Source organism: Pseudomonas sp. NFACC24-1 (assembly GCF_900115235.1).
Classification (GTDB): Bacteria; Pseudomonadota; Gammaproteobacteria; order Pseudomonadales; family Pseudomonadaceae; genus Aquipseudomonas; species Aquipseudomonas fluorescens_AA.
The window spans coordinates 1-24,634 of sequence record NZ_FOVS01000007.1; the positions used below are offsets into that span (position 1 = coordinate 1).

Here is a 24,634-nt window from a genome sequence, read left to right on the forward strand (position 1 = left end):
GTTTACCGCAGTCACGACAGCCAACACGCCTGAGCAAAACGCGGAGGCGTACCGCACGACCGAGAATCGGCAAGTCACGAACGGTACGCTCGCAATACTCATGAGTGCTTGAACAGGTTTTCTGGCACCCGCCGCAGGATGGGAATCGGGTGGGATGGGGAATCAGGTCGATCTGAAGCGCGTCGCCATCAGGCTTGATCGTAACGACAGAAAAGCCCTCCCAAAAAGGAAGGAAAGTATTAATATCGCGCATAAGAACGCCGGTTTGTTAGATGTGTTTGCTCGCACGAACATCATCAATCAAATCGGCGTTCTTGTTTCTGTGTTTCCCGGGATTCCGTGAAGAACCTTTTTTTATGCTCAGTCAGTTGGACCGAGTCGCTGCCATCGCGAGCAAGCTCGCTCCCAGAGCTGGATTCAATCCAAATCCCCATGTGGGAGCGAGCTTGCTCGCGATGGCGATCTACCAGTCACCACAACAGCTTACTTCTCTACAAACGCCCGCTCGATCAGGTAGTCACCCGGCTCGCGCATACGCGGCGAAACGGTCAGGCCGAAGCTGTTGAGCACTTCACTGGTCTCGTCGAGCATGCTCGGGCTGCCGCACAGCATGGCGCGGTCGTCCTGGGGGTTGATCGGCGGCAGGCCGATGTCGCGGAACAGCTTGCCACTGCGCATCAGGTCGGTCAGGCGGCCTTCGTTCTCGAACGGCTCGCGCGTCACGGTCGGGTAGTAGATCAGCTTGTCACGCAGGGCTTCGCCAAAGAACTCGTTCTGCGGCAAGTGCTCGGTGATGAATTCGCGGTAAGCGACTTCATTGACGTAACGCACGCCGTGGCACAGGATCACTTTTTCGAAACGCTCGTAGGTTTCCGGATCCTGGATGACGCTCATGAACGGCGCCAGGCCGGTACCGGTGCTGAGCAGGTACAAATGCTTGCCAGGCTTGAGATCGTCCAGCACCAGGGTGCCGGTGGGTTTCTTGCTGATGATGATCTCGTCGCCTTCCTTCAGGTGCTGCAACTGGGAGGTCAGCGGACCATCGGGCACCTTGATGCTGAAGAATTCGAGATGCTCTTCCCAGTTCGGGCTGGCAATCGAGTAAGCGCGCATAAGCGGGCGGCCGTTGGGCTGTTGCAGGCCGATCATCACGAACTGACCGTTCTCGAAGCGCAGGCCCGGATCGCGGGTGCACTTGAAGCTGAACAGAGTGTCGTTCCAGTGATGAACACTGAGGACACGCTCGTGGTTCATGTTGCTCATGTACGGGGACTCCTGGGAATGATGCCTGCGCCGATAATCTGCGCAATTGCATCGCATTCTAATGGCGGCGACAATATCTGTTAAATGGATTATTAAGATAAGGGTTATCGGTTATATCGATATGCGATTTACTCTACGTCAACTTCAAGTCTTCGTCGCCGTCGCCCAGCAAGAAAGCGTGTCTCGCGCTGCGGGCCAGCTCAACCTGTCGCAGTCGGCGGCCAGCACCTCCATCACCGAACTGGAGCGGCAATCGAGCTGCCAGTTGTTCGACCGTGCCGGCAAACGCCTGAGCCTCAATGCCCTGGGCAAACAGCTGCTGCCCCAGGCAGTGGCGCTGCTGGACCAGGCCAAGGAGATCGAAGACCTGCTCAATGGCAAGTCCGGTTTCGGCTCACTGGCGGTCGGCGCAACGCTGACCATCGGCAATTACCTGGCGACCTTGTTGATCGGCGGCTTCATGCAGCGCCATCCGGAAAGCCAGGTGAAGCTGCACGTGCAGAACACTGCCAATATCGTGCACCAGGTTGCCCACTATGAAATTGATCTGGGTCTAATCGAAGGCGACTGCAGCCATCCGGACATCGAAGTGCAAAGCTGGGTCGAGGACGAACTGGTGGTGTTCTGCGCTCCTCAACACCCACTGGCCAAGCGCGGCCAGGCGACCATGGAGGAATTGACCCATGAAGCCTGGATTCTGCGGGAACAGGGTTCGGGCACACGACTGACTTTCGACCAGGCCATGCGCCACCACCGCAGCGCGTTGAACATCCGCCTGGAGCTGGAACACACCGAAGCGATCAAGCGCGCCGTTGAATCCGGCCTAGGTATTGGCTGCATCTCACGCCTGGCCCTGCGCGACGCCTTCCGCCGCGGCAGCCTCGTCGCGGTGGAAACACCGGACATGGACCTGGCGCGGCAGTTCTATTTCATCTGGCACAAACAGAAGTACCAGACCTCCGCCATGCGCGAATTTCTCGAATTGTGCCGGGCGTTCACCGCCGGGGCCCAGCGCAGCGACGAAATCGTGCTGCCGGTCATTGCCTGAGCAGTTATAGCAGGATCAGGCCCCACACCAACGCGATCATCGTCAGGGCGACGAACTGGGCAGCGCTGCCCATGTCCTTGGCGTTTTTCGATAACGGATGCAGCTCCAGGGAGATGCGGTCGATGGCCGCCTCCACCGCCGAGTTGAGCAATTCCACGATCAATGCCAGCAGGCACACGGCAATCAGCAGCGCCTGTTCGACACGGCTGACGTTCAGGAAGAACGACAACGGAATCAATACGACGTTGAGCAACACCAACTGACGGAAAGCCGCTTCACCGACAAAAGCCGCGCGCAGCCCGTCCAAGGAATAGCCGGAGGCGTTGAGGATGCGTTTCAGGCCGGTCTGGCCTTTAAAAGGTGACATAGAGTGAGCAACTGATCGAAAAGGAGTGGAGAAACTAATTCAAACCCGGTCAAAAAAGCGTGAACCCGAACACTAAGCCGGCGGCGAAATTGACTCAAGTTGTTGCAGCAGCAGGGCCGCCTGGGTCCGGGTGCGTACGTTCAGTTTACGGAAGATTGCCGTGACGTGGGCCTTGATAGTGGCCTCAGACACGTTCAGTTCATAGGCAATCTGTTTGTTCAGCAGGCCTTCGCAGACCATGGTCAACACTCGAAACTGCTGTGGCGTGAGGCTGGCCAGGCCCGCGCTGGCGGCCTTGGCTTCCTCGGACACGCTCACGGCTTCAAACGCCTGGGGCGGCCAGCTGACATCGCCGTCCAGGACCGCCTTCACGGCCTTTTGAATCATCTCAAGGGAGCTGGACTTGGGGATGAAGCCACTGGCACCGAACTCCCGGGCCTTGACCATCACTGACGCTTCTTCCTGGGCCGAGACCATGACCACGGGGATCTGCGGGTATTGGCCGCGCAACAGCACCAGTCCTGAAAAACCGTAGGCACCGGGCATGTTCAGATCCAGCAGCACCAGGTCCCAATCGGACTTCGCCGTCAACTGGACTTCCAGTTCCGCGATACTGGCCACCTCCGTCAATCGGACATCCGGGCCAAGGCCCAGGGTCACTGCCTGATGCAACGCGCTGCGAAAGAGCGGGTGGTCATCGGCAATCAGGATTTCGTATGTGGTCATTTTTCAAATGATCCTGTTTTTAATGGCAGGCCCGAAGCATTCGCACCTCGCCAAGCAACTCAAGACACCGCCCTGCGGCGGCATCCACAGGGGCACGTGCAACGCCAAACATGACGTTTCAACACGGGGCGGCGCCCTGGTCGGCGCCAAGCATGCCCAGCGAAGCCGGGGTGGTCAAGCAGCACGACCGCCCCTGAGTCCAGTATGGGCCACTATTGGGCCAATACTGTGTGCGGCGTACGAATGAAGGGTTGCAACTCGGCATGGGCCGGGGTCGACACATTGACCTCCTGCTGGCCCTTGGCGCCCAGGTAATGCTGGCTGAACACATCGAAATAGGCATCCAGGGCCGACGCGGCGTCGCTATCCCCCGCCAACTCCAGACACAACGCTGCCACTTCCGCAGTGCACAGGTGCTCGCTGCGGGTCGAACGACGCAAGCGGTAGCGCGACAGTTTGTCGGGCAGCAGGCTCAGGATCGGCAGCCGGTCGAAATACGGGCTCTTACGGAAAATCTTCCGCGCCTCCGTCCAGGTCGCGTCCAGCAGAATGAACAACGGGCGCTTGGACTGATCGAGGTCCACCGTGTGGGTGACCCGCGATGGCTCGACATATTCGCCCGGAAACACAAGGTACGGCTGCCATTGCGGATCGTTCAGCAACGCCAGCAGTTGCTCATCGACCTCGGTGCGCGACCAGATGAACGCATGGTTGTCACGCACCACATCGGCAATCAGCCAACCGGTGTTGCTCGGCTTGAACACTTCCTTGTTGGTCATGATCAGGCAGACCCCGGAACGGGTTTCGACGCTCGGACGCCAGGCGCACAGGCAATGGCTCTCGATCACCCGGCAGGCGCTGCAACGGGGGGCGCGCCAGCCTCGGGCCTGGATCGGCTTGATCCCTTCATCGATGCGCTGGTCGCGCAGGCGGGCTACGGCGTTAGGGGCGTGATTCATCGTGGGCGACGCCGACAGACAGGAAAACTCGACACGAACAACACTCGGCAGGGCAATAAAGGCCGGCAGTCTACCAGAGCGCACGAGCCTGTACCGTCCACCCGGGCTCCCCTATAATCCCCGACCACTGAACGCACAGTCATGTGATCGGTCGAACCACCAGTCACTGAACCAGGAGAGTTTCATGCTGCGCCTTATCGTCCCTACCGTTGCCGTTCTGCTGGCGACGTCCTTCAGCGCTCAGGCTGCCTCGCTGAAAGAACTCGAACTGAACAAGATGCTGCAGAACGTTGCCAAGGAAAGTAGCGTCGGTACGCCGCGGGCAATCAACGAAGACATTCTCGACCAGGGGTATACCGTCGAAGGCACCGAGCTGATCAACCACCTCAGCGTGCAAAGCAGCCATGCCCAGAAAATGCGCGCCGATCCGAAGGCCGTGTATTTCCAGTTGGGCTCCACGGTGTGCACCAATCCGGGCTTTCGCAAGTTGATGGCCAAGGGAGCGACAATGCGCTACGAATTCACCGAGGTTAAGACCAACCGCCCGGTCGCGACCGAGCGCTTCCAGGAATCGGATTGCCCGAAACCCGCCAAGACGAAGAAGTAATCAACCCGAGCTTGCGCGCCGCTGCTCATCGTCGGCGCGCAATTCCGCTACCAGCGCCTGCAGGTAGCGCGAGCGCCATGCCCGCCCTTCCAGTCGACGACAGCATTCCTCTTCAAGACTCACCCGATTGGCCTGTGCCGATTCCAACAGCATCAAGTACAACTGCCTGTCGAGCTCCAGAGTCACCCTGGTCATCTCTCCCGCCTCCATGCCCGTCCGCTTCAATCCATCACGTAGCACCAGCTCTGAGCGCCAAATTACATTGCCACGCTTGGTATCAGTAAATCAGAGCGGCACGCACCCGGCCGGCAATCTGACGAGCGGCGCGATATGGCGGTGCACTTATCCAGCGGTTGCCAACGGTCACTTTTGAGCGCCATGATCAGGACAGCAAAGATCGGCTAGATTCAAAAGTATTCTGAGTATTTGCATCGGGCAGAAAGAGGCTGCCCGGCCAACACCTTGGCGTGCTTGTTTTCATCAAAAGGGAAAAACAGAACCCGCTGGATGGCTTGGTCGCCCTGCTGCAGACCGCGTCAAGCCAGGTCAACCTCCAGGCCGCTGCCTGGGCTGACGACGACACACGACGTGTCGTGGCCCTGATGAATCTCTCATCCGGGCCAGGGTCCTGTTAAGAAGGAGAAGTTGAATGCCTTATAAACCGAATGACCTGCTCAGTCGTCATTTTGAGAACCACGGCCACGACCTTACCCACAAGGTCGAAGAACAACTCAACCTGGTGTCTCCCGACAGCCCCAACCTCCCCATTTACCGTGACATGATCCTGACTGTGCTGCGCATGGCCCAGGAAGATCACAACCGCTGGAATGCCAAGATCACGCTGCAGACCCTGAGGGAACTGGAACACGCCTTCCGTACGCTCGAACAATTCAAGGGCCGGCGCAAGGTCACGGTTTTCGGCTCGGCCCGAACGCCTATCGAACATCCGCTGTACGGCCTGGCCCGAGAATTGGGCGCTTCGCTGGCCCGCTCGGACATGATGGTCATCACCGGTGCCGGCGGTGGCATCATGGCCGCTGCCCATGAAGGCGCGGGACGTGACCATAGCCTGGGATTCAATATCACCCTGCCTTTCGAACAGCACGCCAACCCGACCGTCGAAGGTACGTCGAACCTGCTGCCGTTCCACTTCTTCTTCACCCGCAAGCTGTTTTTCGTCAAGGAGGCCGATGCACTGGTGCTCTGTCCTGGCGGTTTCGGCACGCTTGATGAGGCGCTGGAAGTCCTGACGCTGGTCCAGACCGGTAAAAGCCCACTGGTACCGGTGGTCCTGCTGGATGTTCCCGGGGGCAGGTTCTGGCAAAGCGCCCTGGACTTTATCCGCGAGCAGTTGGAAGAAAATCGCTACATCCTGCCCACCGACATGAAGCTCATGCGCCTGGTCTACAACGCCGAAGAGGCCGTGGAAGAGATCAATCAGTTCTACCGCAACTTCCACTCCAGTCGCTGGCTCAAGCATCAGTTCGTGATCCGCATGAATCACAAACTAAGCGAACAGGCACTGCAGCAGATGCAGGTAGATTTCGCCGACCTGTGCCTGAACGATTGTTTTCATCAACATGACTACAGCGGTGAAGAGCACGACGAGGCCCGGTTCAGTCATCTGACACGTCTGACGTTCACCTTCAACGCCCGTAATCATGGTCGCTTGAGGGAATTGGTGGACTACATCAACCTGCCGGAAAACTGGACCCAACCTGCCCAAAAGACCCACCCCCTTACCTGGGAGCCGATCAAGGTAACCTGAGCCCATAAAAAAACGGCCCGCTATCGAAATAGCGGGCCGTTTTTTAATTAATCATCCATGCCGCGACCGCTGAACAAGCGGTTGATCATTTCCATGGAGTAGCCTCGGTACGCCAGGAAACGCCCTTGCTTGGCTCGCTCTCGTGCATCGATAGGCAAATGTCCGGAGAACTTGCGACGCCAGGTGTCCGTCAGTTGCGCCTGCCAATCGATACCGCTTTCGCGCAAGGCGAGTTCGATATCCGGGCGCTGCAAACCGCGCTGGCCCAGCTCCTCACGAATGCGCAAAGGACCGTAGCCGGAACGGGCGCGATAAGCGACGAAGCTTTCCAGGTAACGGGACTCCGACAGCAGGCCCTCTTCAGTCAAACGGTCGAGGGCCGTGTCGATCAACTCATCGGGCGCGCCACGCTGACGCAGTTTACGCGTCAGCTCGACCCGACCGTGCTCGCGCCTGGCGAGCAGGTCCATCGCGGTTCGCCGCACCGCGACGAGGGTATCGAGTACGGCGGTCATCGGATCGATCAGATGTCAGCGTCAGCCAGATCGTCAGCGGTCTCGCGATTAGCCACGGACTTGACGTCTGCAACCGGGCTCAACAGCTTGTCACGCAATTGTTTCTCGAGAGCAGCGGCGACTTCCGGGTTATCCGCCAGGAACTTGGCCGAGTTGGCCTTGCCCTGACCGATCTTGGTGCCGTTGTAGGCATACCAGGCGCCCGACTTCTCGACGAAACCGTGCAACACACCCAGGTCGATCATCTCGCCATTGAGGTAGATGCCCTTGCCGTAAAGAATCTGGAACTCGGCCTGACGGAACGGCGAAGCCACCTTGTTCTTCACGACCTTGACGCGGGTTTCGCTGCCGACCACTTCATCACCTTCTTTCACCGCGCCAGTACGGCGGATGTCGAGGCGAACCGAGGCGTAGAACTTCAGTGCGTTACCACCCGTGGTGGTTTCCGGGCTGCCGAACATCACGCCGATCTTCATACGGATCTGGTTGATGAAGATCACCAGGCAGTTGGCGTTCTTGATGTTACCGGTGATCTTGCGCAGGGCCTGGGACATCAGGCGAGCCTGGAGGCCCACGTGCATGTCGCCCATTTCACCTTCGATTTCAGCCTTTGGCACCAGTGCCGCCACGGAGTCGACGATGATCACGTCGACCGCGTTGGAACGCACCAGCATGTCGGTGATTTCCAGGGCCTGCTCGCCGGTGTCCGGTTGGGAAACCAGCAGGTCGTCAACGTTGACACCCAGTTTGCCAGCGTATTCCGGGTCCAGGGCGTGTTCGGCGTCGACGAAGGCGCAGGTCGCGCCGGCTTTTTGGGCCTGGGCGATCACGGACAGGGTCAGTGTGGTTTTACCGGAAGACTCAGGACCGTAGATTTCAACGATTCGGCCTTTTGGCAGACCGCCGATGCCAAGCGCAATGTCCAGGCCCAGGGAGCCGGTGGAGATGGAAGGAATAGCCTGACGGTCCTGATCGCCCATACGCATTACGGCACCCTTGCCGAATTGACGTTCGATCTGACCCAAGGCCGCAGCCAAGGCTTTCTTCTTGTTGTCGTCCATTAAAGTCCTCACGTAATCAATAAGGCCTGACGGCCAACACCTGTATAAGTAGCCAGTATTATTCCACAGCGATTGAGGATCGCCTACCCCTGATTTGAGATTTCTACAGCGGCATGTTGCAGCAGCCCCTCTAGCGCGGCCCTCACCGTTTGTCGGCGGACCTCGTCGCGGTTGCCTGGAAAGAAGCGCTGCTCGCTGATCAGCGTCTGGCCAACGGCCCAGGCGAGCCATACGGTGCCCACCGGTTTGCTCGGCGAACCCCCATCCGGCCCGGCCACCCCGCTGACCGCCACGGCAAAACGCGCCAGGCTTTTGCGCTGGGCGCCTTGTGCCATGGCCTCGACCACCTCGCGGCTGACCGCCCCGACCTTCTCGAACAACTGGGCCGGCACCTCCAGTTGCTGGCTTTTCTGGCGATTGGAATAGGTGACATAACCGGCCTCGAACCAGGCGGAACTCCCCGGAATCCGGGTAATCGCCTCGGCAATCCCGCCGCCCGTACAGGACTCGGCCGTGGTGACGTGGGCATTGAGCAACTGCAGGCGTCTGCCCAATTCAGCGGCCAGTTCGGTAATGTCGTCCATGGTGCTCTCCTGATTCCCCACGATTGAGGCCTACCGTACACGAGCAGTCGACGCTTGCAAGGCTCGCCGGATTACCGACCCAGCGCTCTGATATAGGCCTGACAGGCCTGCAAGGCAATCAGTGCGCGATCACCGGCGTCGGTGATGGCGATAATTCGTTGAGCATGCGCCGGGTCAAGTCGGGCGCGTGGGGCGCCATGATCCACGCCGCCGGCGCCGGTGGCGGCAGGCACTGCACAACCGACGGCAACATCGTTGGCGTCGAGGAGGACTGACAGCCGGACATCGGCAGTAGCAAGGCGATCGCGCAGGCGATCCTGGTCACGTTGGGCATCGCTCAAGGCTCGGTAATGGGTTTGTTCGCTGGTGGAGAGTTGTTGCTCAAGGGCGAGGCGTTTGTCCCGCTCGGCCTTTTGCTGCATCGCGGCCGCCTGGCTTATCTGACTCAGCGTCGCAGTCTGGGCTTGTGCCAGTTGCGCCAATTGTTGGCCATAACGCCAATCCTGGAGTCGCCACGCGAGCATTGCCGGCCCCCCCGCCAACACTGTCAGTAAAACGACAATGCCAAGGGTGCGAGCAGAAAAAGGCATCAGGCCGAAGACTGGCATAACACCGCCCTCGCCCGCGCCCAGAGTTGCAGGCGCTCCTCCAAGCCATTCAAACCACCGTTGATACGGCGGGTGATGGTGTTGAACTGATCGCGGTCGGCCAGTTCGTTCAAGCCGTTCTGCTCCCAGAACCACGCCGCGGATTCAGCGGCCCATTGCGGTTGCTCCAGCAACTGCGGCAACGTCAGCAGACGCGCGTCGCCAAACAGGCCCTGACTGCAACGAAGGTAATTGTCGCGGCCGGTAATCTGGATCAGTCCTCGGCCACGATACTTCTGGCCGTCACCGTCGGCCTGGGGTGAGTTGCCCAGGCGAACGGCCAGGGTTCCGGTATCGTACTTGCTCAGATATTGCTCACTGCCCAGCTCGCGGACATAACGCAATTGCCCCGACTCATGACCGACCTGGGCCAGGAACGCGGCCATGCGTTTGGGTGTGTCGATACGATAGCGGGACATAGCGGTGTTTAGCGCGGAAATAAAAACGCCCGCTTGGGCGCGGGCGTCGGGCATGATGTTGATGAGTTGCTGCTGCATAAGATCCATGTTCAGGTCATCGCAAGTGCATGATCAAAGATGTCCGGCCAGCCAGGACGGCGCCACCGGACGATGTTCAGTGGCTGGAAAGTGCTCATCCTGTGGCCAATCCCTCAAAGCCCGGCGATAAGCCTGAAGCTGCGTGTACTGTGTTTGGTCCAGCGTCGTACCGCCACCGTCATCCATTTCGTCGCGATCTCTCGCTATGAGGCGGTCGGTGGCTGTGAGCAATGCATCACGCCAATTCTTTTCACCGGCCATTCGTACCGTGAGCTCATTAACGGACATATCCGAGAGCACCGGGCGACCTTTGGCGTCCGACTCGATACATTTGTTCAGAAAGGGGGCGGCAAATAACGCTCTATATTCTTCATCGGTGACCTTGATCGCATCTTCAGGAAGATTGTTAGCGTGATCGATAGAGTTGTAAAACCCGCCCGTGGATTGAGCGTAATAAATCAACATATTCATCTCCCCCTCAATAACCTATCGCTCGCCATAATCCAGTCCAATTTGAATAGGCGCCATTGTAGTCCCGCCCATAAAGCCTGAATTGGCTCAGCGAGCCTGTGGAGACTCCAAAGGACGCACAAGTGGGGCCTCCATCGGTCACTACAATGTTTCTGACGGCATTAGGGAAGGACATTGGAAACGTTACGATAACGCCGTTGGCATCCGCTCCGCTGGAAGAAATGCCCCACTGCTCGATAACATATCCCGTCGGACTCGTTGCATCAGGCGTGCGCTTCCAGCCATTGGGTTGCAATGACGAAATGGACATGGCCGAATACTTCAAGGCAACAGTACCGCCAATAAGACGCCATTGGTTAGTGAGTTTAATGAACTCCGCCGTTTCGCCCAGACCAATAGTGATTGCCCCCTGCGCACCATTCGAAGCGCATAGCACATCAATAGCGGATGCCGTTGAAACGGTGACCATGCCGGTTCCCGCATTGACAATCGTCACTGTGGCGCCCTGTATGATTTCGGCGGTAGCCGGCAGTCTGGCGGTAACCGGTGTGTTACTGGCGAAACTGGCAACTCCGCCGACATCCGACACTGTCAATGTTACCCCAGTGCTGTAAACATCAAACCCGCCATACTGCATGCCCCTGCGAAGTACGTATTCTGTCGTTGCAACGGCCCTGCTGTTATCAAATAGCGGCGCGGTAAGAAACAGCCCGCTACTCCGTATGGCAGTGAGCAATTGGTTGTAGCTGGCTTCCGACGGCGCTATCCCAGCTGCCTGGATGACACTGAGTAATTCCTGCGTCACACCATTGCCCCAACTGGCGGGGATCAATGATCCCGGCGTACCTGCCAGTGGATCCTCATCCACGAACCGGCCATTCACCAGGCCCGCACTGGGCACACTTTTGGGATAATCCAAGTTCCTCTCCTTTAAATTTCAAACGGTCGAAAACGGCAATAGAAAGCCTCGCCTGTTGACTCGCGCCAACAGTGCCTGGGAAAAATGAACGTTTCTTAGCCGTCCAACCTGTATTGGGTTTAAACAGCGGACTCAGGCACGACCGGCCAGGTGATGTCGGTTGGAAAACCGGTTTGATGCTGGATGCGGTTCAATTCGACGCTGTAGAGCTTCCACTCCATCAACATCAGCTGTTCCTGGTCAGTGGCGTCGCCAATGTCTTCGGCGTACTGGAGGGGAGCGATTGTCTGAACCGTGTCCCGCAGCAGTTTGTCGCGCTTAGCTAACCCTTCGCGCTTGAGGTCGGCCAGTTTCAGCGTTTCATCAAAGACCCAGGCGTTATCACGCCAGACGTAATAGTTACCGGGCCAGGGCTCGGCGGTGTACATCTCCGGCAATTCGCCGAACTCGGTCCATTGCAAATGAGCGCCGTTGTCCTTGCGATAAACCGCCCCACGCCAGTCCACCATCTCTCGCGGAACGCCGTTCACCATGACCCATGAATGGTGCTCTTGGGCAGGGGGTAATTCGAAGGAAAGCTGGATGCCGTTACTTGGGATTTGAATGCCCATGCCGGGGGTTACGAAAAGTTCTATCGGGCCAGATAGAACACCTGAGCCGTCAAACAGATAAATATACATAATGGCCTCAGATCAGCTTGATTCGGGCGGAATAGGCAATGTTTCTAGGGCGAGTTTCAGTGCCGAAAGTGCCGATATTGCCTACAAGTTCCCCACTGGAAAAGAAAAGTGGATTGGGATACGTCGTACCAACTATCCCCGTTGCAGGAGCAGCATTAACGTCACGAGTCACGTCCCAAGAGCCATCAGCAATACCAGGCCCCGGACGATTAGCACTACCCGAACTGGTAGGCAAAAAGTGGTTGTGGCTTTCAAGGGCATACATTTGTCTGCTGCCCGCCGAACGATCAACATCTACGCCTCGGGCCTCATCCAACACGCGCAAGAACTCGCCACGAATATCGGGAAGTCGAAAGGTTGTCGCACCATCACCGCTGGTCCACGCACCTTCGTTCCCCGCTCTGGCAGCTTCGGCCACTAGCGCACCGGACGATTGCGCAAAGTCCCACAGCCACGGCCATTCGCTACGCACCAGCAAATTACCGTTAAGCACTGCATACCCGCCGGGGATAACCTGGCGTGTGCTCTCGAAGGAAATGCGTCCCAGCGCCGTCGAATCAAAGCGATTTACCGGCCACCAGACCCCAGCCTCGTCGCTGCGCAAATGCCACCAGTCACCGCTACCCATCAGCACCAAGAATGGATAACCACTGGCTGCCAAGTGAGTGTGGAACCTAACCCTATCAGTTCCTGCAGCGCGCACCGTCAGGCGGTTACCGCTGTTATCCACACGTCGCACAATCACATCGCGAACACCAAGCGCCGCATTGGCTGTCGGCAGGGTTACAGTGTTCGCACCAGCACTGGCATCGATCAGCACAAGCCCCAATTCCTCAGCGGTCAGCACTTTTGAAGCCGATAACCGTGTAATCACCGAACGCATCGGGCTGCTGCGTCCAAGGATGGTTTGCAACGCCTTGATCAACTGTCCGGTATCTGCTTCGGAGGGTGTCATGCCGGCCGCCGAGATCACGCTAAGGATTTCCTGGGTGACGCTGTTGCCCCAGACCGCTGGAATCAGCGATCCAGGCGTGCCCGCCAGCGGGTTTTCATCCACGAACCGACCGTTCACCAGCCCGACACTGGGAACACTTTTTGGATAATCCATGTTTTATTGCTCTCTATGAGATGGGGTTCAAGCACGAAGAGGTAGCGCTCGGATAATCGCAAGCACCTCATCAGCGGCTTGGCTCGCAAGATCCGCCTTGCCTTTGGCCATGTGTGCGCGAATCTGTGCCTTGGCCTTGAGGCGCAGTTCGCGAAGCGCCAGCAAGTTCGCTTCAAATTCAGCGGCTTTGGCGAGAATCTGATCCGCCGCCTGCCTGGCTGTACGGCCTTTGACGACCCACGCAGAAACGGCCAACGGGACGGCTTTTTTCGGATAACCCTGATCCTTGAAGGCCTGCGCTTCCAGGGCGGCTTGCTGGTATTCCAGAGCCCGCAACGGATCTCCGGCCATCATGCGACGGGCGCTGTCGGCAGCGGTATCGACCTTGGCGCACAGGCGTTGGACTTCCTGGCGCAACTGCTCGGCGGCATTCTCTTCGGTAAGTACCCAAGTACCGTCCTCCCAGATATGGGCGGACGAAGGTGCAGGCGGGCGAAGTCCATCTTCGTACTGGTGCAGTTCTTGAATGACTTTCATCGGATCAGCTCCCAGGACAGGTGAACATTGATTGCATTGGTAAAGTTGACGGCGATACCCACGCTGTAATCCGTCAATGCCTGGTGCCCCTTGATTCCCATGCTCAATAGCAATTCGTCGCTATCGGCATTGGTTGCGCCCAATGTGTGCTCGGCCTGGTACGACTGCCAAAGCGAGCGCGATTGGGCATGGTCAAAACTGGCCGTGACCGTGGCGACGCTTACGTCATTGACGACGTTATTGGAGAACAACACGCACATATACGGACTTGCGGTATTCGCCCAGCCCACGGCATTGTTACCGGGAGTGCTAGCGGCGGGTGACAGGTAGCTGTAATTGCCCCCTAGCCACCCAGCCTGAACAAACGCCAGCGAGGTCACGACGTTCGGCGCGGGTGTCGGATTCCCCGCCACAAGCCGCGCCGCACGCGCATGCGGATCCAGCGGCAGATACACCACTCCAGTGCCATTCACCGTTTGCGTCCAGGTCAATTGAGCACGGTTGTAAATCGTGCGAATCGTTGGCAAGGAACCTGGCGCCCCGGTCATGACCCAGGCCAGGCACATGTCCAGGGAGGTGGACGCAAAGCCGCCGCCGGACGCTCCGTTGACCGTACCCTTCAAGGACTCCGGCGAAAGGTCATACAGGCTTCCACGCTGCATATAGAAGGTCAGCACACCGCCGATGACCTGTGCGCGTAGAAAATAACTGGCGCTGGGCAATAAATCGGCGCTGCTCCAAGCCGCCGTCACGTAGGTACGTGATCGCCCCAACCGTCCACTCACCACCTCTTGTCCAATGCTGATGTACACACCCGCCGGAATCGAGACACGGCCGCCGCTGGTTGACAGTGCCGTTGGCGTTATCGCCAGGCGGGCGTCCGCTGTTGCAATCGTCGGCAGCGGCAAGGCAGTGATCGGAAGCGCGAGGTCCTGGTTCCAGCCCTTGGCGGTAACCAACTGAATCGCCTCGAGTAGCTGATCGTTCTGGGTTTCATCTGGCGTCAGATCACCCGCTTTGATGACATTCACGATTTCCTGTGTCACCCCGTTCCCCCAAGCCGCCGGAATCAACGACCCCGGCGTCCCGGTCAGCGGGTTTTCATCCACGAACTTCCCATTCACCAATCCGGCGCTGGGCACACTCTTCGGATAATCCATCTTCTATTCCCTAGTCATAATTGATGTGAACCTTGGTATGCGCCGGTGCACTGCGGTGGATCAGGCATTCCAGGGCCGAGCCCGGATTGACGCCAAAACGCTCCCCCCAATAGCTCGCACCAAAACGCCGCCCCAGCAGCAGCCGGCCACCGGTATTGAGGGTCCACATGAACTGCGCCTGCCAGGTGCCAAAATGCGCTTCGCCGAACCGTGCACGGCCCATGCGCGGCGCCTTCAGTTCGGTGATGGTGGCGTTGGGGTAACCCTGGCTCTTGGCGATTTCCACGTAATAGGCAATGGCTTGGCTGCCCACCGCCAACAACCGTCGACGCACCGCCAGACGGCGATCGTCATACAACGGCGTGGCCCCGAGGCACGGATCCGGCAGGTTCATCACCCGCTCCCAGTCCGGTACCAGCTCACTCACGCCTGCCGGGTCCATCTCGTTGAGCAGGTCGGCGGCACGGGCGTCGAGGCGGGCCAGTTCCTGGGCGATGCCTTGCAGCACATCGTCCAGTTCCGGTACGCGCTCCGGATCCCATGCCGGGCCGCTGGGCAGCAGGCTACGCAGTTGGGCCTGGTACTGTTCGGCGGTTCTTATTCCAGCCATGTGCAGCCTCCGAACGTCAGCAACTGGTTGCTGGCGGCGACGACATCGGCGACTGGCGCACTGAGTTTGTGGTCGGTTTCGCCGGTGGCGCTGCTGATGGCTTCAGCGATATGACTGAGCAACAGCGGTTCGCCGAGACCGGCTTCACGGTTATGCAAGTCGCGCAGTTGGGCCTCGATGGCGGCCCGCACGGCACTGGTGTCCGGCGTGATGCGCAGCCTGTAGTTCACCGGTACCTGCGTCGGCGCCAGCACGTGCAGCTCGGCGGTCACCGGGCGCAAGGGCTCGATGTAGGCCCGCACTTCTTCCAATTGCTCGGCGTTGGGGATCGGTTGCGGGTCATCGTCCCGCATCACGAACAGGCCGACGGTGCCTGGCCCCAGGTAGCTACCCCGGCACCAAGCACGGGTGATGCCGGGGCACTCCAGGGCCCAGGTTTCATAGTCCTGGGCCGAACCGCCGTGGGGAATCACGCGATAGGAACGGATCACCCTGGCGCGCAGGGACTCAAGGCTTTCCCTGGCAACACCGCCGGTCAGCCCCGGCGCCAGCACGGTGAAGCGATTGTCGATGCCCAGAAGCGGCTGCACCGGTGTCAGCACCAGGCCGGCGTCGGCATTGCCCAGGCTACCGGCTTCCAGCGCCGCGACGGTGGCGGTGTTCAGGCCATTGCTGGTGGTGCGGGCGGTGGTCACTTTATAAGTGCGGCCATCGGTGGATTGCAGCAGCGTATCGACATCCAACACGGCACCTGCCGTAGCGCTGAAGCTGACATTGCCGCTGGCCACTTGGGCCGCTTTGCGCGCCTGGTTCAGGCGCAGGGCGGCGATGCGTTCCAGGGTGGACTCATCGGCTTTGTCCGGCAGGATCTGCTCGGCGATCCAGTCCAGGTAGCCATACAGGCCGTAGGCGGCGCCGCCAAGAGTGCGGGCCAGCACTTGGGCATCGGACTGGCGCAGCGAATCGCTGGCCAGGTCGCTTTGGGCGCGTTTGATCAGCACCGGCAGCGAAGGGGTTTCAAACGGCATAGGTCACCTGCCAACTGTTATCGGGGTTGATGTCCAGGCGCTCGCCGTCGGCCAGGGTCAGGACCGTGCTCAGGTTCAAGCGCTGGGCGTCGAGGCGTTCGCTGATGATGTCGATGGCGCTGCAGTGGCCGTCATCGATCAGCCATTGCAAGGCTTCGCGGGCATAGAATTCGGCGTCGAGCTGGGTCTGGCGGGTCAGCTTGACCCGGCGCAACAGCCACAGCCGCGAGCCGATGCGGTCGTCGGCAACGGTGGGAAAGGTGTCGCCCCACCAGCCGAAACGTTCGTCATCATCGACGGCATCGTCGTCAGCGGCGCGGCGCCAGGTGAACAGGCTGATCAGCACCGAGCGGGTCAGCGCGGCGTGCAGGTTCTGGCTGATGAACATCATTGGCCTCCCGCCGGCGCGCCGGTCTGGCCGTTGCCGGCCTGTACGCCGCCATGCACATGTTTGATCTGGCTGATGCCGCCGGCGATCTGGTCGCCTTGGGAGACGATCTTGCCGGTGTGGTTGATGACCGGGCTGTCGATGTTCACCGCGCTACTGGCGCGGATGTTCAGGGTTGCAGTCTCGATGTCGATGACACGACCGCGCTTGAAGTGGAGCTTGTCGCCTTCGTCGGTGTAGAGCGCCACTTCGCCGGGGGCCAGGGCCTGGAGACGGAAGCGGCGATCGGCAACCACCAGGACCACGGCATGGGAGCGGTCGCCCCCCAGGAACGTGGCAATGCCCTCGGCACCGGCCAGCGGGTTGCTGGTGAAGCCGTAGGGTTCGAAGTGCTCCATGTCGTCGTTCACTTCGCCGGCGGTGAGGCGCATTTGCAGCGACTGCAGCTTGGTGGCCGAATGGGCGAGCACGACAGTGCCGCGCGCCAGGAGGCGGGTCAGTAGGCTCATTGAGGTTTCCTTGAGAATCGGGGACTTGAACGCGGTGTTCGGATCAACATCTCTGTTGGCTGCACTGCCGCTATCGCGAGCAAGCTCGCTCCCACAAGGGATCTGTGGTGGGCGGACACTTTTGGGGCGCTCCCACAGGGAATCTGTGGCGGGCAGGCATCGGCGGGGCTCAGGTTTTTGGCGGCACCGGGTTGGCGTCGAAGGTATGCGGCGGTGCGACTTGCAGGGTGGTGACGGAGCCCTGTGCCGACAGCGAGTACGTCACTTTGGAAATCAGCATGTCTGCGTCGAACCCCAGCACCGGGTCGATCACCCTTACCAAAGTATTGTGCCGCCACAAGTCGCCATTGGCCTGGCGCCAGCCTTGCACGCGGTAGGTGGTGGTCAGGGCCTTGCCGGTGCGGATGGCGCTTTCCCAATCGGCCCGTTGCTGGGCCAGTTCGAAGGTCAACTGCGCGCTCTCGCTGATCACCGTCACCCGCTTGCGTTTGAAGCCCAGATCGGTGGCGGTGCCAGAGACTTCACTTACCGCCGCCCCGCTCTGTTGATCATTGCCCTTGTGCTGGCCGATGACCCGGTATTCGGAGAACACCTGGCTATAGTCCATCGGTGCGTTGCCCGACAGAATGTTCTTGCCCAGCTCCAATACATCACTGGCCCGCCCACCGCTGCCGGGTTTGGCCAGCAACACACGTCCTTGTGCGTCGTCGGTGGAGAACACTCGGAACAACGTCAGCAAACGGTCGATGGATTGAAAGACCGTTTCCCCCGGCACGATGCTGTGTTCGCTCAACCGCGCGGTTTCAGGGATCTCGCTGATGACTCCCACGCCGTATTGCGATGCCAGGGCCTGGACGATGCTCAGCAGCGTTTGCCCGCGCCATTGGGTCGGGCGGTTGATCGCGGCGCAGTCCACCAGGTCCTGGGTCTTGGAACCGCCTTCAATGCTCAGGCTGATCTGTCGACCGTCATAGCTGACCGGTGCCTTGAACACATAACCGCTGAGGACCAGATCGGCACCAATGCGCACCTGGCATTCATCGCCCGGACGGATCGGCACCGCTTGGGTCTGCCCCGGCCATTGCCAAGTGATGTCGAGTTTAAAGGTGCGAAACTGGCGCTCCAGGTCCGCACTGATTTCCACGCTTTTCCAGCCGCCGTAATCCAACCCGCCGACAGTAAGCGAGACAGCGTTGTCGAGCTCGTTCATGGCTTACTCCCCCGAGACTTTCAGGTCATTGGGCGGCAGGAAACCAGGATGGGCGACGCCGTTACGCTGGGTCACTTCCGTCACCCGGGTGGCATCGGCGAATTGCTGATACGCCACCACCAGCGCCGGCAGGCTTTGCTTGAACGACAGGTTGATCAGCCTGACGCCCGAAGACGCCACCGCCGTCAGGTGCGCGGCCATTTGCTGGCGCAGGTTGTTCATCGCCTGGTAGTGCTCCGGATCAGCCTTGAGGGAGGCCTGCCAGATCGCCTCGTTAAGGGCATCGCGCAGGGCCAGCACATCGTCGGCCACCGGCACGTCCCGGCGCCGTACCGGTTGTACGGCCTGTTGCGCCACCGATGGCGTGGCGCCCAACTTGACCGCAGGCGCTGCTACCGGCATCGCCGCAATCCATTGCGCGGCCTGCACCAACAGTGTGTCCTGCACCAGGTCGGCCACGGCCTGGGCCGCCGCCGTGGTGTCCTTGCCCGTCGTGAGTTTGGGCGCGTCGGCCTTGCGAATGGCCTCCACCTGTTGCGACACGCTGGCAATCACGCCGCGATAGCCGTCACGGGCAAAGTCCTTCAGTTCCCGAATATCGCCCAGCAACCCCTTGAACTCGGCCACCACCTCCTTGGGCAACGCTTTCACCGCCTTGACCAGATCGCTGAGTTGCCGATAGGTCTCGATCAACGGCTTGAGTTCCTGCTCGATCACGCCGTAGATTTCCTTGAGGCTGTTGCGCAGGTCAGCGATGCCGATCCGTGCGGCCTTGATCAAGGTCATGGCGTCTTCGAAGCGCCGCACCGCCGAACCGAGGAAGCTGTCGGCCGAGACCAGCAGCAGTTTCTGGCTGTTGATCGTGGCCGAAGGGAATTGCAGCGGCTGGTCGGGGTAGAACTTCAGCGCGAACGTCACCAGCCCGCCGTCCTGACGGGTCTGGGTCATGTCGCACTCACCAACCTTGACCTGCAGGCGCCCCAGCCACGGGTGCACCAGTTCGCCGCTGCCCTGCTCCAAGGCCTTGAGCAGCTTGTCGCGCTGCTCCAGGCAATCGGGGCCGACGATGAACGCCGTCAGCTCATGAGTTTTTGCCTGCTGGCCGAGCCCCTCGAAAAACGGCTGGTCACGCTGTGGATATTCATGCAACTGGCCTTTGTGGCCGACCGGGGTTTTCGCCTGGTCGACCCAGAACCCGACGCCACGAAACGACGCCGGCAACAAACGATCACGCCAGCTCATTGGAGCCTCCTGTGGACAGTGAGCGATAGCCGATGCGCGAACTCACCGCCAGGGCCGGTTGATTGGTCTGGGGCGGATCGGCGCGCAACCCGGCCGGCGCATTTTCGAAACGCACGGTCAGGCCGCCTTCGAGTTGCGTGCGGTTATTGGCGGCGCTTTGTTGCACCAGGGCGCTGGAGGTTTGTGGCAACGTACCCGGCGCCAGCGAGGTCTTCGCCGGAACGTTGGCGGAGGCTGGCGCCAGGCTGGACGACAGACCCGGAGGCTGCTCGCTGGCCGCGCCAAAAAACGCCGGCGCCAGCTCACCTTTGCCTTCGGCGTTGGTGGCGCGCTGCGCCTCGGTCAAACCCTCGACCTTAGCGGTGAACGAGGTGATCATCTCGCCGAAGCCGCCGTTAAAAAATGCCTTGATCGGCGCGATCACCGCCTGCAACTCGTTCCACCACTGGCTGAACCACTCGCCCACCGGCCCCCACTGCTTGACGAGCCCCTCGACGGGGGACCAGTCGAACAGGCCGCTGAACACCGCCAGCATGATTGACACCTGGTTGCGCACGCCCTCCCAGATCCCGGCGAAGACTTCACCGATCGTGCCCCAGTTGGCCATGATCAGTCCCAACGGCGTCCAGTCGAACAGGCCTTTCAAGGCGTCCATCACCGGCACGGTCAAGGCCCTGAGCAGGTCCCAGATCGCCGCGAACAACCCGGTCAGGGGCGCCCAATTGGCAACGATCAAGCCCAAGGGCGACCAGGCGAACAACGTCTGCATGAAACCGATGACCGGCGTTGCCGCCGCCACGATCACATTCCAGAGTGCGCCAAAAAAACTGCTGATCGGCCCCCAGTTGCTGATCACCTGCCCCATCGGGGTAAAGGCGAACATCGTCTTGAAGAACTCGACCATCGGCAGGACGATCGGCGCAAGCCTCTGCCAGAGTCCGGCGAAGAACGCTGAAATCGGCGCCCAATGGGCGATGATCATCCCTGCCGCCAAGGCGATGCCCATGGCAATCAAGCCGATGGGGTTCATCTTCAAGGCCAGGCTCACCACTTCGAACGCCTGGCTCGCGCCGCTGACCGCCATCTGAATCGCGTTGAACGCCACGACGCCATTCGCCAGGCCCTGTACCAGTTGCGGGTTGTCCTGCAGCACCTGGGCCACGCCGCTGACCATGGGCTGCAAACTCACCGCCACCGCATTGACCGCAGGTCCCAAGGCCGAACCGAACTGCACCGACACGTTACTGATGGAAGTCTTCAATCCCTCCAGGTTCTGTGCCGCCATACGGGGCGCTTCAGGGGCCTGGACGGCGCTGGCCGCCGCGCTCGCGGCGCCCGCTTCGTCCTTGAAGGCCAGCGCCGACTTGAGCCCGTCCATAAAGGGCTGGTCCAGGCCGCCGCTGGGCAGCAGACCGGAAATATCCAGGCTGCCCAGGCCCGTGGCGTCGAGGTTCTGCTTGAAACTCGCGACCTTCGCACGAAGGCCGGCGAGCTTGGGTGACAGCTCGTCGATGCCCGTCAGCAGCACCGCCTTTCTCTCTACCTTTTGTGTGTCTGCCATCACTGCACCTGCTGCGTCGCATTGATCCGTTGCGCGTGCTCCAAGGATTCGCGGAGCACATCCAGTGGCCTGGCCATCATCTGTTCGGGGTCAACCTTCCAGAACCAGGCCAGGTCATAGGCGGCGGCGATCAGGTCGCCGATGGCTGCGACGCCGCACTCATGAAAAAACTCGCGACGGCCCAGCTCAGGGCATTGAGGTCAGCCAGGTCCAACTGGTTGACCGACGACGGTGGGATGCCGGCGCACACCGCGATGTATTTGGCCGCGACGTCCATGTCCAGGCTCACCTCCTCGCTCTTGTCGATCTTGTAGGGCAGCGCCTTGATCGCCCGGACCTCTTGCACCGTCGGACGGCGCAGGGTCAGTTCGCTCAGCGGCTCGCCGTGGGCCTCGATGGCCACGCGCAGCGTCACGAGATCAGTCATTGCCAGGTCCCCTTGATGCCTTCGAATTTCAGCTCGATGGTGGCGTCGTCGCCCTTGGACACCGGCTCTTCCACCAGGTAGGCGCCGGCCAGCACGTAGACCTTGCCGTTGTTGAATTCGCAGGTGACGGTCATATCAGTGCCGGCGACCAGCTGCTTGAGCGGGAAGTCCGCGGTGTGCAGGGCCGTCACCTTGAAGGACGGGGCGATGTCGGTTTCCTTGTAGAAACCCGGTACGACGGTTTCGCGTTTGGTGAACATCAGTGGCGCTTCGCAGCCGCCATTGATGGTCAGTTGAGCGCCGTCCACTTTGACGTAGCAGGTGCCCGCAATCAGTTGACCCATGGTGTTTCTCCCTTCAAATAAAAAGCCCACGCAAGGTGGGCTGAATGCATGCGACTGAGTGCTACCGTCAGGCGGCGGCGTCGTATTGCAGGCGGAATTGGTTGAGCAGCGCGAACACCCGCAGGCCGTTGATGTAGTCCGGTGGGAACAGCACATTGACCCGGCTCGGGTCCTGGCTGTCACGCTCGACAACCAGGTGTTCGGCGAACAGCTCGGCGTTTTCCACGTGGCCTTCCAGTTCGAGCTTGGCGTATTGCGCGATCAGTTCGCCGCGGATGGTGCTCGGGGTCACGATAGGCTGGCCGGCGCCGAAACGGGTGCCGTCGGAGGCCAGTTTGTGGCGACCGTACTTGCTGGTGATCACGCTTTGCAGGCGGCGGACGATGAACGCCGACTGGTGCATGGTTTCGCTGTCCAGGTAGGAGTTGTCAGCCTGGCCGAAGGCATTCTTCTGATACGTGGTGATGGAACGCTGGATGCGTACGTAGCCACCTTCGTAATACGCCGTGGCGATGCCGTAGTTGAGCAGCGACTGGCGCTCGGTCAGGGTGAAACGCTCGCTGGCCGGTGCCGGGTCCAAGCCTGGCAGGCTGCCGCTCTGGGTCGGACGGCTGGCGTCGGCGGAGATGAACACCGCCGTGCGAGCCGCCAAGGCCGCGGCCTGGACCCAGAACGGTTGCGGCACGCCCAGCTCCAGGGCCTGGAGGGTCATGTGCTGGTCGTTGCGCGCCTGTCCGGCGGCGACCAGGGTACCAATGGTGCCGCGCTTGGCGCTGTAGACATGGCCGAACAACTGCTTGGCCCAGGACCAGCGGCCGGTGTTGTCGTCCATCACCGCTTGCCAGGTGTTGAGGCTCGCCACGTCGGACCAGGGCATGGCGATGAATTCGAAAGGCTCGTCGCCCAGGGCCGCGACGGCAGCGGTCTGGTCCGGCACGCCGGCGCCACCGGTCATCGCGGTGATGGCGGTGGTCAGTCCCGCCGGGGTGTCTTCGCCATTGCTCTTGCCCAGGCGATTGAACTGCAGGCTGATGTCGTTGCCGCTGTCGCCGGTCCATTTGGCGCTAAGGGTCACGACGCCTTCGGCGGCCGCAGCGGTCACCGGCAGGTCGGCGGCGGCGTTGATTTTCAAGGCCAGCGCAGTGGCGGCCTGGGCCGCCGTGGCGCCGTTGACGATGGCGGCCTGGACGCGCACACCGCCGACGTACAGGTTGAGCACACCGCTTTCAGTCGCGGTGCCGGTGAAGGTCAGCACGCCCTTGGCGATGGCGCCTTCGACGTTGTGCAGCGGCAGGCACCAGATTTCGCCGAGCGGGTCGGTCTTGCGCCAGGTTTCGTACATCGAGGCAAGCATCGAGCCTTGCCCGCCGATGTTCTTGGCCAGCGCGACGCTGGACACCAGCACCAGTTTGCCGACATCGGCCGGGGCGACATTGTCGTTGACCTGGGCGACGATCAACCGGCGCATGGCCGATGACGCGCTATTGGCGGCCGAGTTGTCCATCTCGGCGTAGAACAGCGGAACACGAATGTCCGCGGGAATGTTGCTGAATCCGATCGCCATTATTTGGCTCCCTGTGGTTTGGCCGTTTTCACGGCTTTGGTAGTGATATCGCCATCGGCCAGACGTCGACGCCACCAGGCGTTGTCCGGCACTTCACGGCCCTCGAGGGGCAACAGATCGCCCGCTTCCGGGTCCGGTACGGCACGGCCCGGGGCCGGCAGCACGGTGATGCGTTTGCTCATGGGGTTACGTCTCCAGAGAAAGTCAGTTCCACGCGCCCGTCGGGGCCGGGACGTTTCAGGTTGGGGTCCGCCGGGTCGATGGCATCGACCCGCACGGTGGCCCCGGTAAAGGACGACAAGCCGTCCAGTTCACGCTCGTGCCAGCTTTCGGCAGGCTGGCTCGCCAGATTGCGGCCCAGCTGGAACTCGGCGAAAAAGCGCAGCCGGTACGACACCCGGCTGTTGTTGAGGGAAACCAGTTCGCTGCCGTCATACTCGACGCCGGTGTACTCAGCGCCCGGCTTGAACCCCACCAGCGCGCGCCACAGTTCGGCCCGCAGGTCGTGCAACAGATCCAGCGCTTTTGTCGCGTCAGTGGCGTCGAGCACCAACACGGCATCGAAGCGATCACGCACCGCTTGCAGCGTGACGTTCTGAGCCGCGTTCTTGCTGGCGATGTCGGCGGTGGGCAATACATAGGCGCAGGGGGTTTGCAGCGGGGTCTCGGCTTGCAGCGTGGCGAGGTCAAAACCTGCGGCCACACGCTGGGCAAGCGTCGGACATTGCTCACGCAACTGCGTGAGGATCGGTGTGATCTTCAAGGGGAGACTCCAGTATCTGAAGGTGCGAATCTCCCCTGTGGGAGCGGGCTTGCTCGCGAAAGCGGTGGGGC

33 protein-coding genes are annotated in these 24,634 nt (G+C 60.6%); 4 read left to right on the top strand and 29 right to left on the bottom strand.

Features of this window, described 5'->3' with window-relative positions:
- The coding region (locus BM317_RS08585; RefSeq protein WP_256574100.1) for a transposase family protein at window positions 1-244 on the bottom strand (244 nt) is incomplete at its 3' end.
- Between BM317_RS08585 and BM317_RS31035 the strand changes: the two genes are divergently transcribed.
- A complete protein-coding gene (locus tag BM317_RS31035; protein ID WP_170842285.1) occupies window positions 155-343 on the top strand; it encodes a hypothetical protein in 189 nt (62 codons plus the stop codon). The two genes, BM317_RS08585 and BM317_RS31035, sit on opposite strands and share 90 nt — an antisense overlap.
- Window positions 344-483: 140 nt before the next feature.
- On the opposite strand, the gene fpr is transcribed toward BM317_RS31035, so the two are convergent.
- Window positions 484-1,263: a ferredoxin-NADP reductase gene (fpr, locus tag BM317_RS08590; RefSeq protein WP_003184787.1), complete on the bottom strand. Its 780-nt coding sequence runs from the start codon at window positions 1,261-1,263 to the stop codon at window positions 484-486.
- Window positions 1,264-1,384: 121 nt separating this feature from the next.
- Between fpr and BM317_RS08595 the strand changes: the two genes are divergently transcribed.
- The gene (locus tag BM317_RS08595) at window positions 1,385-2,311 is read left to right on the top strand and encodes a LysR family transcriptional regulator (protein WP_170842270.1); all 927 of its coding nucleotides are present in this window, start codon (window positions 1,385-1,387) and stop codon (window positions 2,309-2,311) included.
- A gap of 4 nt (window positions 2,312-2,315) precedes the next feature.
- Here the strand turns inward: BM317_RS08595 and BM317_RS08600 are convergent, their stop codons facing one another.
- The 3 genes from BM317_RS08600 to BM317_RS08610 form a co-directional block, all read right to left on the bottom strand.
- The gene (locus BM317_RS08600) at window positions 2,316-2,678 is read right to left on the bottom strand and encodes a diacylglycerol kinase (RefSeq protein ID WP_053118952.1); all 363 of its coding nucleotides are present in this window, start codon (window positions 2,676-2,678) and stop codon (window positions 2,316-2,318) included.
- Between the two features lie 72 nt (window positions 2,679-2,750).
- Entirely contained in the window at window positions 2,751-3,404 is a 654-nt protein-coding gene (gene erdR, locus BM317_RS08605; protein ID WP_092165927.1) for a response regulator transcription factor ErdR, read from the bottom strand.
- Window positions 3,405-3,616: 212 nt separating this feature from the next.
- Window positions 3,617-4,363, bottom strand: coding sequence for a tRNA-uridine aminocarboxypropyltransferase (locus BM317_RS08610; protein WP_092473980.1), 747 nt, complete (start codon window positions 4,361-4,363; stop codon window positions 3,617-3,619).
- 184 nt (window positions 4,364-4,547) lie between these two features.
- Here BM317_RS08610 and BM317_RS08615 point away from each other — a divergent pair, with 184 nt between their 5' ends.
- Window positions 4,548-4,970, top strand: a complete 423-nt coding sequence (locus BM317_RS08615; RefSeq protein ID WP_003198359.1) for a quorum-sensing-regulated virulence factor family protein — start codon at window positions 4,548-4,550, stop codon at window positions 4,968-4,970.
- On the opposite strand, the gene BM317_RS08620 is transcribed toward BM317_RS08615, so the two are convergent.
- Complete coding sequence (locus tag BM317_RS08620) at window positions 4,971-5,165, bottom strand: hypothetical protein (protein ID WP_072410549.1); 195 nt, start codon at window positions 5,163-5,165, stop codon at window positions 4,971-4,973.
- A gap of 454 nt (window positions 5,166-5,619) precedes the next feature.
- Here BM317_RS08620 and BM317_RS08625 point away from each other — a divergent pair, with 454 nt between their 5' ends.
- Window positions 5,620-6,738, top strand: coding sequence for an LOG family protein (locus BM317_RS08625; RefSeq protein ID WP_092165925.1), 1,119 nt, complete (start codon window positions 5,620-5,622; stop codon window positions 6,736-6,738).
- Between the two features lie 47 nt (window positions 6,739-6,785).
- On the opposite strand, the gene recX is transcribed toward BM317_RS08625, so the two are convergent.
- The 23 genes from recX to BM317_RS08740 all read right to left on the bottom strand — a co-directional run bounded on the left by recX (window position 6,786) and on the right by BM317_RS08740 (window position 24,563).
- Window positions 6,786-7,253, bottom strand: coding sequence for a recombination regulator RecX (gene recX / locus BM317_RS08630; protein ID WP_092165923.1), 468 nt, complete (start codon window positions 7,251-7,253; stop codon window positions 6,786-6,788).
- Window positions 7,254-7,261: 8 nt separating this feature from the next.
- The gene (gene recA / locus BM317_RS08635) at window positions 7,262-8,314 is read right to left on the bottom strand and encodes a recombinase RecA (RefSeq protein ID WP_003198351.1); all 1,053 of its coding nucleotides are present in this window, start codon (window positions 8,312-8,314) and stop codon (window positions 7,262-7,264) included.
- 83 nt (window positions 8,315-8,397) lie between these two features.
- Window positions 8,398-8,898: a CinA family protein gene (locus tag BM317_RS08640; RefSeq protein ID WP_092473982.1), complete on the bottom strand. Its 501-nt coding sequence runs from the start codon at window positions 8,896-8,898 to the stop codon at window positions 8,398-8,400.
- A gap of 71 nt (window positions 8,899-8,969) precedes the next feature.
- Window positions 8,970-9,506 (bottom strand): lysis system i-spanin subunit Rz, encoded by a 537-nt coding sequence (locus BM317_RS08645; protein ID WP_092473984.1) that lies wholly within the window; start codon window positions 9,504-9,506, stop codon window positions 8,970-8,972.
- Window positions 9,488-10,051 (bottom strand): glycoside hydrolase family 19 protein, encoded by a 564-nt coding sequence (locus BM317_RS08650; RefSeq protein ID WP_092165919.1) that lies wholly within the window; start codon window positions 10,049-10,051, stop codon window positions 9,488-9,490. Before BM317_RS08650 ends, BM317_RS08645 begins: the two co-directional genes overlap by 19 nt.
- A 24-nt stretch (window positions 10,052-10,075) precedes the next feature.
- Complete coding sequence (locus BM317_RS08655; RefSeq protein WP_170866251.1) at window positions 10,076-10,513, bottom strand: phage tail assembly chaperone; 438 nt, start codon at window positions 10,511-10,513, stop codon at window positions 10,076-10,078.
- A 7-nt stretch (window positions 10,514-10,520) separates the two neighbouring features.
- Window positions 10,521-11,432 (bottom strand): gp53-like domain-containing protein, encoded by a 912-nt coding sequence (locus BM317_RS08660; RefSeq protein ID WP_092165917.1) that lies wholly within the window; start codon window positions 11,430-11,432, stop codon window positions 10,521-10,523.
- Between the two features lie 119 nt (window positions 11,433-11,551).
- A complete protein-coding gene (locus BM317_RS08665; protein ID WP_092165915.1) occupies window positions 11,552-12,112 on the bottom strand; it encodes a tail fiber assembly protein in 561 nt (186 codons plus the stop codon).
- A gap of 7 nt (window positions 12,113-12,119) precedes the next feature.
- The gene (locus BM317_RS08670) at window positions 12,120-13,220 is read right to left on the bottom strand and encodes a phage tail protein (RefSeq protein WP_092165913.1); all 1,101 of its coding nucleotides are present in this window, start codon (window positions 13,218-13,220) and stop codon (window positions 12,120-12,122) included.
- Window positions 13,221-13,247: 27 nt separating this feature from the next.
- Window positions 13,248-13,757, bottom strand: a complete 510-nt coding sequence (locus BM317_RS08675; protein ID WP_092473986.1) for a phage tail protein — start codon at window positions 13,755-13,757, stop codon at window positions 13,248-13,250.
- Entirely contained in the window at window positions 13,754-14,917 is a 1,164-nt protein-coding gene (locus BM317_RS08680; protein WP_092473988.1) for a phage tail protein, read from the bottom strand. Before BM317_RS08680 ends, BM317_RS08675 begins: the two co-directional genes overlap by 4 nt.
- 10 nt (window positions 14,918-14,927) lie before the next feature.
- Window positions 14,928-15,527, bottom strand: a complete 600-nt coding sequence (locus tag BM317_RS08685) for a YmfQ family protein (protein WP_060738955.1) — start codon at window positions 15,525-15,527, stop codon at window positions 14,928-14,930.
- Window positions 15,515-16,555, bottom strand: a complete 1,041-nt coding sequence (locus BM317_RS08690) for a baseplate J/gp47 family protein (RefSeq protein WP_092473990.1) — start codon at window positions 16,553-16,555, stop codon at window positions 15,515-15,517. The genes BM317_RS08685 and BM317_RS08690 overlap by 13 nt, the downstream gene beginning before the upstream one ends.
- The gene (locus tag BM317_RS08695) at window positions 16,545-16,943 is read right to left on the bottom strand and encodes a phage GP46 family protein (protein ID WP_092473992.1); all 399 of its coding nucleotides are present in this window, start codon (window positions 16,941-16,943) and stop codon (window positions 16,545-16,547) included. The genes BM317_RS08690 and BM317_RS08695 overlap by 11 nt, the downstream gene beginning before the upstream one ends.
- Entirely contained in the window at window positions 16,943-17,452 is a 510-nt protein-coding gene (locus tag BM317_RS08700) for a phage baseplate assembly protein V (protein WP_092165905.1), read from the bottom strand. Before BM317_RS08700 ends, BM317_RS08695 begins: the two co-directional genes overlap by 1 nt.
- A 169-nt stretch (window positions 17,453-17,621) precedes the next feature.
- Window positions 17,622-18,662 carry a phage baseplate assembly protein gene (locus BM317_RS08705; RefSeq protein WP_092165903.1) on the bottom strand — a complete coding sequence of 347 codons (1,041 nt, stop codon included), beginning with the start codon at window positions 18,660-18,662 and terminating at the stop codon, window positions 17,622-17,624.
- Window positions 18,663-18,665: 3 nt separating this feature from the next.
- Window positions 18,666-19,904, bottom strand: a complete 1,239-nt coding sequence (locus tag BM317_RS08710) for a DNA circularization protein (protein WP_092473994.1) — start codon at window positions 19,902-19,904, stop codon at window positions 18,666-18,668.
- The gene (locus BM317_RS08715; RefSeq protein WP_092473996.1) at window positions 19,891-21,465 is read right to left on the bottom strand and encodes a phage tail tape measure protein; all 1,575 of its coding nucleotides are present in this window, start codon (window positions 21,463-21,465) and stop codon (window positions 19,891-19,893) included. The genes BM317_RS08710 and BM317_RS08715 overlap by 14 nt, the downstream gene beginning before the upstream one ends.
- Before the next feature lie 130 nt (window positions 21,466-21,595).
- Window positions 21,596-21,892: a phage tail assembly protein gene (locus BM317_RS08720; RefSeq protein ID WP_092165897.1), complete on the bottom strand. Its 297-nt coding sequence runs from the start codon at window positions 21,890-21,892 to the stop codon at window positions 21,596-21,598.
- The gene (locus BM317_RS08725) at window positions 21,889-22,236 is read right to left on the bottom strand and encodes a phage tail tube protein (protein WP_003198314.1); all 348 of its coding nucleotides are present in this window, start codon (window positions 22,234-22,236) and stop codon (window positions 21,889-21,891) included. The genes BM317_RS08720 and BM317_RS08725 overlap by 4 nt, the downstream gene beginning before the upstream one ends.
- Before the next feature lie 67 nt (window positions 22,237-22,303).
- Entirely contained in the window at window positions 22,304-23,800 is a 1,497-nt protein-coding gene (locus BM317_RS08730) for a phage tail sheath subtilisin-like domain-containing protein (RefSeq protein WP_092473998.1), read from the bottom strand.
- Window positions 23,800-23,982, bottom strand: a complete 183-nt coding sequence (locus BM317_RS08735; protein WP_053152846.1) for a DUF2635 domain-containing protein — start codon at window positions 23,980-23,982, stop codon at window positions 23,800-23,802. The genes BM317_RS08730 and BM317_RS08735 overlap by 1 nt, the downstream gene beginning before the upstream one ends.
- Window positions 23,979-24,563 (bottom strand): phage tail terminator protein, encoded by a 585-nt coding sequence (locus BM317_RS08740; RefSeq protein ID WP_092474001.1) that lies wholly within the window; start codon window positions 24,561-24,563, stop codon window positions 23,979-23,981. The genes BM317_RS08735 and BM317_RS08740 overlap by 4 nt, the downstream gene beginning before the upstream one ends.
- Window positions 24,564-24,634 lie beyond the last annotated feature (71 nt).

Excerpts from the sequence above, each read along its gene's own strand:
- BM317_RS08705 (WP_092165903.1), bottom strand. The coding sequence starts at position 18,662 with ATGAACGAGCTCGACAACGCTGTCTCGCTTACTGTCGGCGGGTTGGAT.
- BM317_RS08715 (WP_092473996.1), bottom strand. The coding sequence starts at position 21,465 with ATGGCAGACACACAAAAGGTAGAGAGAAAGGCGGTGCTGCTGACGGGC.
- recA (WP_003198351.1), bottom strand. The coding sequence starts at position 8,314 with ATGGACGACAACAAGAAGAAAGCCTTGGCTGCGGCCTTGGGTCAGATC.
- erdR (WP_092165927.1), bottom strand. The coding sequence starts at position 3,404 with ATGACCACATACGAAATCCTGATTGCCGATGACCACCCGCTCTTTCGC.
- fpr (WP_003184787.1), bottom strand. The coding sequence starts at position 1,263 with ATGAGCAACATGAACCACGAGCGTGTCCTCAGTGTTCATCACTGGAAC.
- BM317_RS08640 (WP_092473982.1), bottom strand. The coding sequence starts at position 8,898 with ATGGACGACATTACCGAACTGGCCGCTGAATTGGGCAGACGCCTGCAG.
- BM317_RS08725 (WP_003198314.1), bottom strand. The coding sequence starts at position 22,236 with ATGGGTCAACTGATTGCGGGCACCTGCTACGTCAAAGTGGACGGCGCT.
- BM317_RS08645 (WP_092473984.1), bottom strand. The coding sequence starts at position 9,506 with ATGCCAGTCTTCGGCCTGATGCCTTTTTCTGCTCGCACCCTTGGCATT.
- BM317_RS08680 (WP_092473988.1), bottom strand. The coding sequence starts at position 14,917 with ATGGATTATCCGAAGAGTGTGCCCAGCGCCGGATTGGTGAATGGGAAG.
- BM317_RS08620 (WP_072410549.1), bottom strand. The coding sequence starts at position 5,165 with ATGACCAGGGTGACTCTGGAGCTCGACAGGCAGTTGTACTTGATGCTG.
- BM317_RS08670 (WP_092165913.1), bottom strand. The coding sequence starts at position 13,220 with ATGGATTATCCAAAAAGTGTTCCCAGTGTCGGGCTGGTGAACGGTCGG.
- BM317_RS08615 (WP_003198359.1), top strand. The coding sequence starts at position 4,548 with ATGCTGCGCCTTATCGTCCCTACCGTTGCCGTTCTGCTGGCGACGTCC.
- BM317_RS08675 (WP_092473986.1), bottom strand. The coding sequence starts at position 13,757 with ATGAAAGTCATTCAAGAACTGCACCAGTACGAAGATGGACTTCGCCCG.
- BM317_RS08735 (WP_053152846.1), bottom strand. The coding sequence starts at position 23,982 with ATGAGCAAACGCATCACCGTGCTGCCGGCCCCGGGCCGTGCCGTACCG.
- BM317_RS08720 (WP_092165897.1), bottom strand. The coding sequence starts at position 21,892 with ATGACTGATCTCGTGACGCTGCGCGTGGCCATCGAGGCCCACGGCGAG.
- BM317_RS31035 (WP_170842285.1), top strand. The coding sequence starts at position 155 with ATGGGGAATCAGGTCGATCTGAAGCGCGTCGCCATCAGGCTTGATCGT.
- BM317_RS08655 (WP_170866251.1), bottom strand. The coding sequence starts at position 10,513 with ATGAATATGTTGATTTATTACGCTCAATCCACGGGCGGGTTTTACAAC.
- BM317_RS08665 (WP_092165915.1), bottom strand. The coding sequence starts at position 12,112 with ATGTATATTTATCTGTTTGACGGCTCAGGTGTTCTATCTGGCCCGATA.
- BM317_RS08595 (WP_170842270.1), top strand. The coding sequence starts at position 1,385 with ATGCGATTTACTCTACGTCAACTTCAAGTCTTCGTCGCCGTCGCCCAG.
- BM317_RS08700 (WP_092165905.1), bottom strand. The coding sequence starts at position 17,452 with ATGAGCCTACTGACCCGCCTCCTGGCGCGCGGCACTGTCGTGCTCGCC.
- BM317_RS08695 (WP_092473992.1), bottom strand. The coding sequence starts at position 16,943 with ATGTTCATCAGCCAGAACCTGCACGCCGCGCTGACCCGCTCGGTGCTG.
- BM317_RS08710 (WP_092473994.1), bottom strand. The coding sequence starts at position 19,904 with ATGAGCTGGCGTGATCGTTTGTTGCCGGCGTCGTTTCGTGGCGTCGGG.
- BM317_RS08650 (WP_092165919.1), bottom strand. The coding sequence starts at position 10,051 with ATGGATCTTATGCAGCAGCAACTCATCAACATCATGCCCGACGCCCGC.
- recX (WP_092165923.1), bottom strand. The coding sequence starts at position 7,253 with ATGACCGCCGTACTCGATACCCTCGTCGCGGTGCGGCGAACCGCGATG.
- BM317_RS08600 (WP_053118952.1), bottom strand. The coding sequence starts at position 2,678 with ATGTCACCTTTTAAAGGCCAGACCGGCCTGAAACGCATCCTCAACGCC.
- BM317_RS08625 (WP_092165925.1), top strand. The coding sequence starts at position 5,620 with ATGCCTTATAAACCGAATGACCTGCTCAGTCGTCATTTTGAGAACCAC.
- BM317_RS08685 (WP_060738955.1), bottom strand. The coding sequence starts at position 15,527 with ATGGCTGGAATAAGAACCGCCGAACAGTACCAGGCCCAACTGCGTAGC.
- BM317_RS08610 (WP_092473980.1), bottom strand. The coding sequence starts at position 4,363 with ATGAATCACGCCCCTAACGCCGTAGCCCGCCTGCGCGACCAGCGCATC.
- BM317_RS08690 (WP_092473990.1), bottom strand. The coding sequence starts at position 16,555 with ATGCCGTTTGAAACCCCTTCGCTGCCGGTGCTGATCAAACGCGCCCAA.
- BM317_RS08730 (WP_092473998.1), bottom strand. The coding sequence starts at position 23,800 with ATGGCGATCGGATTCAGCAACATTCCCGCGGACATTCGTGTTCCGCTG.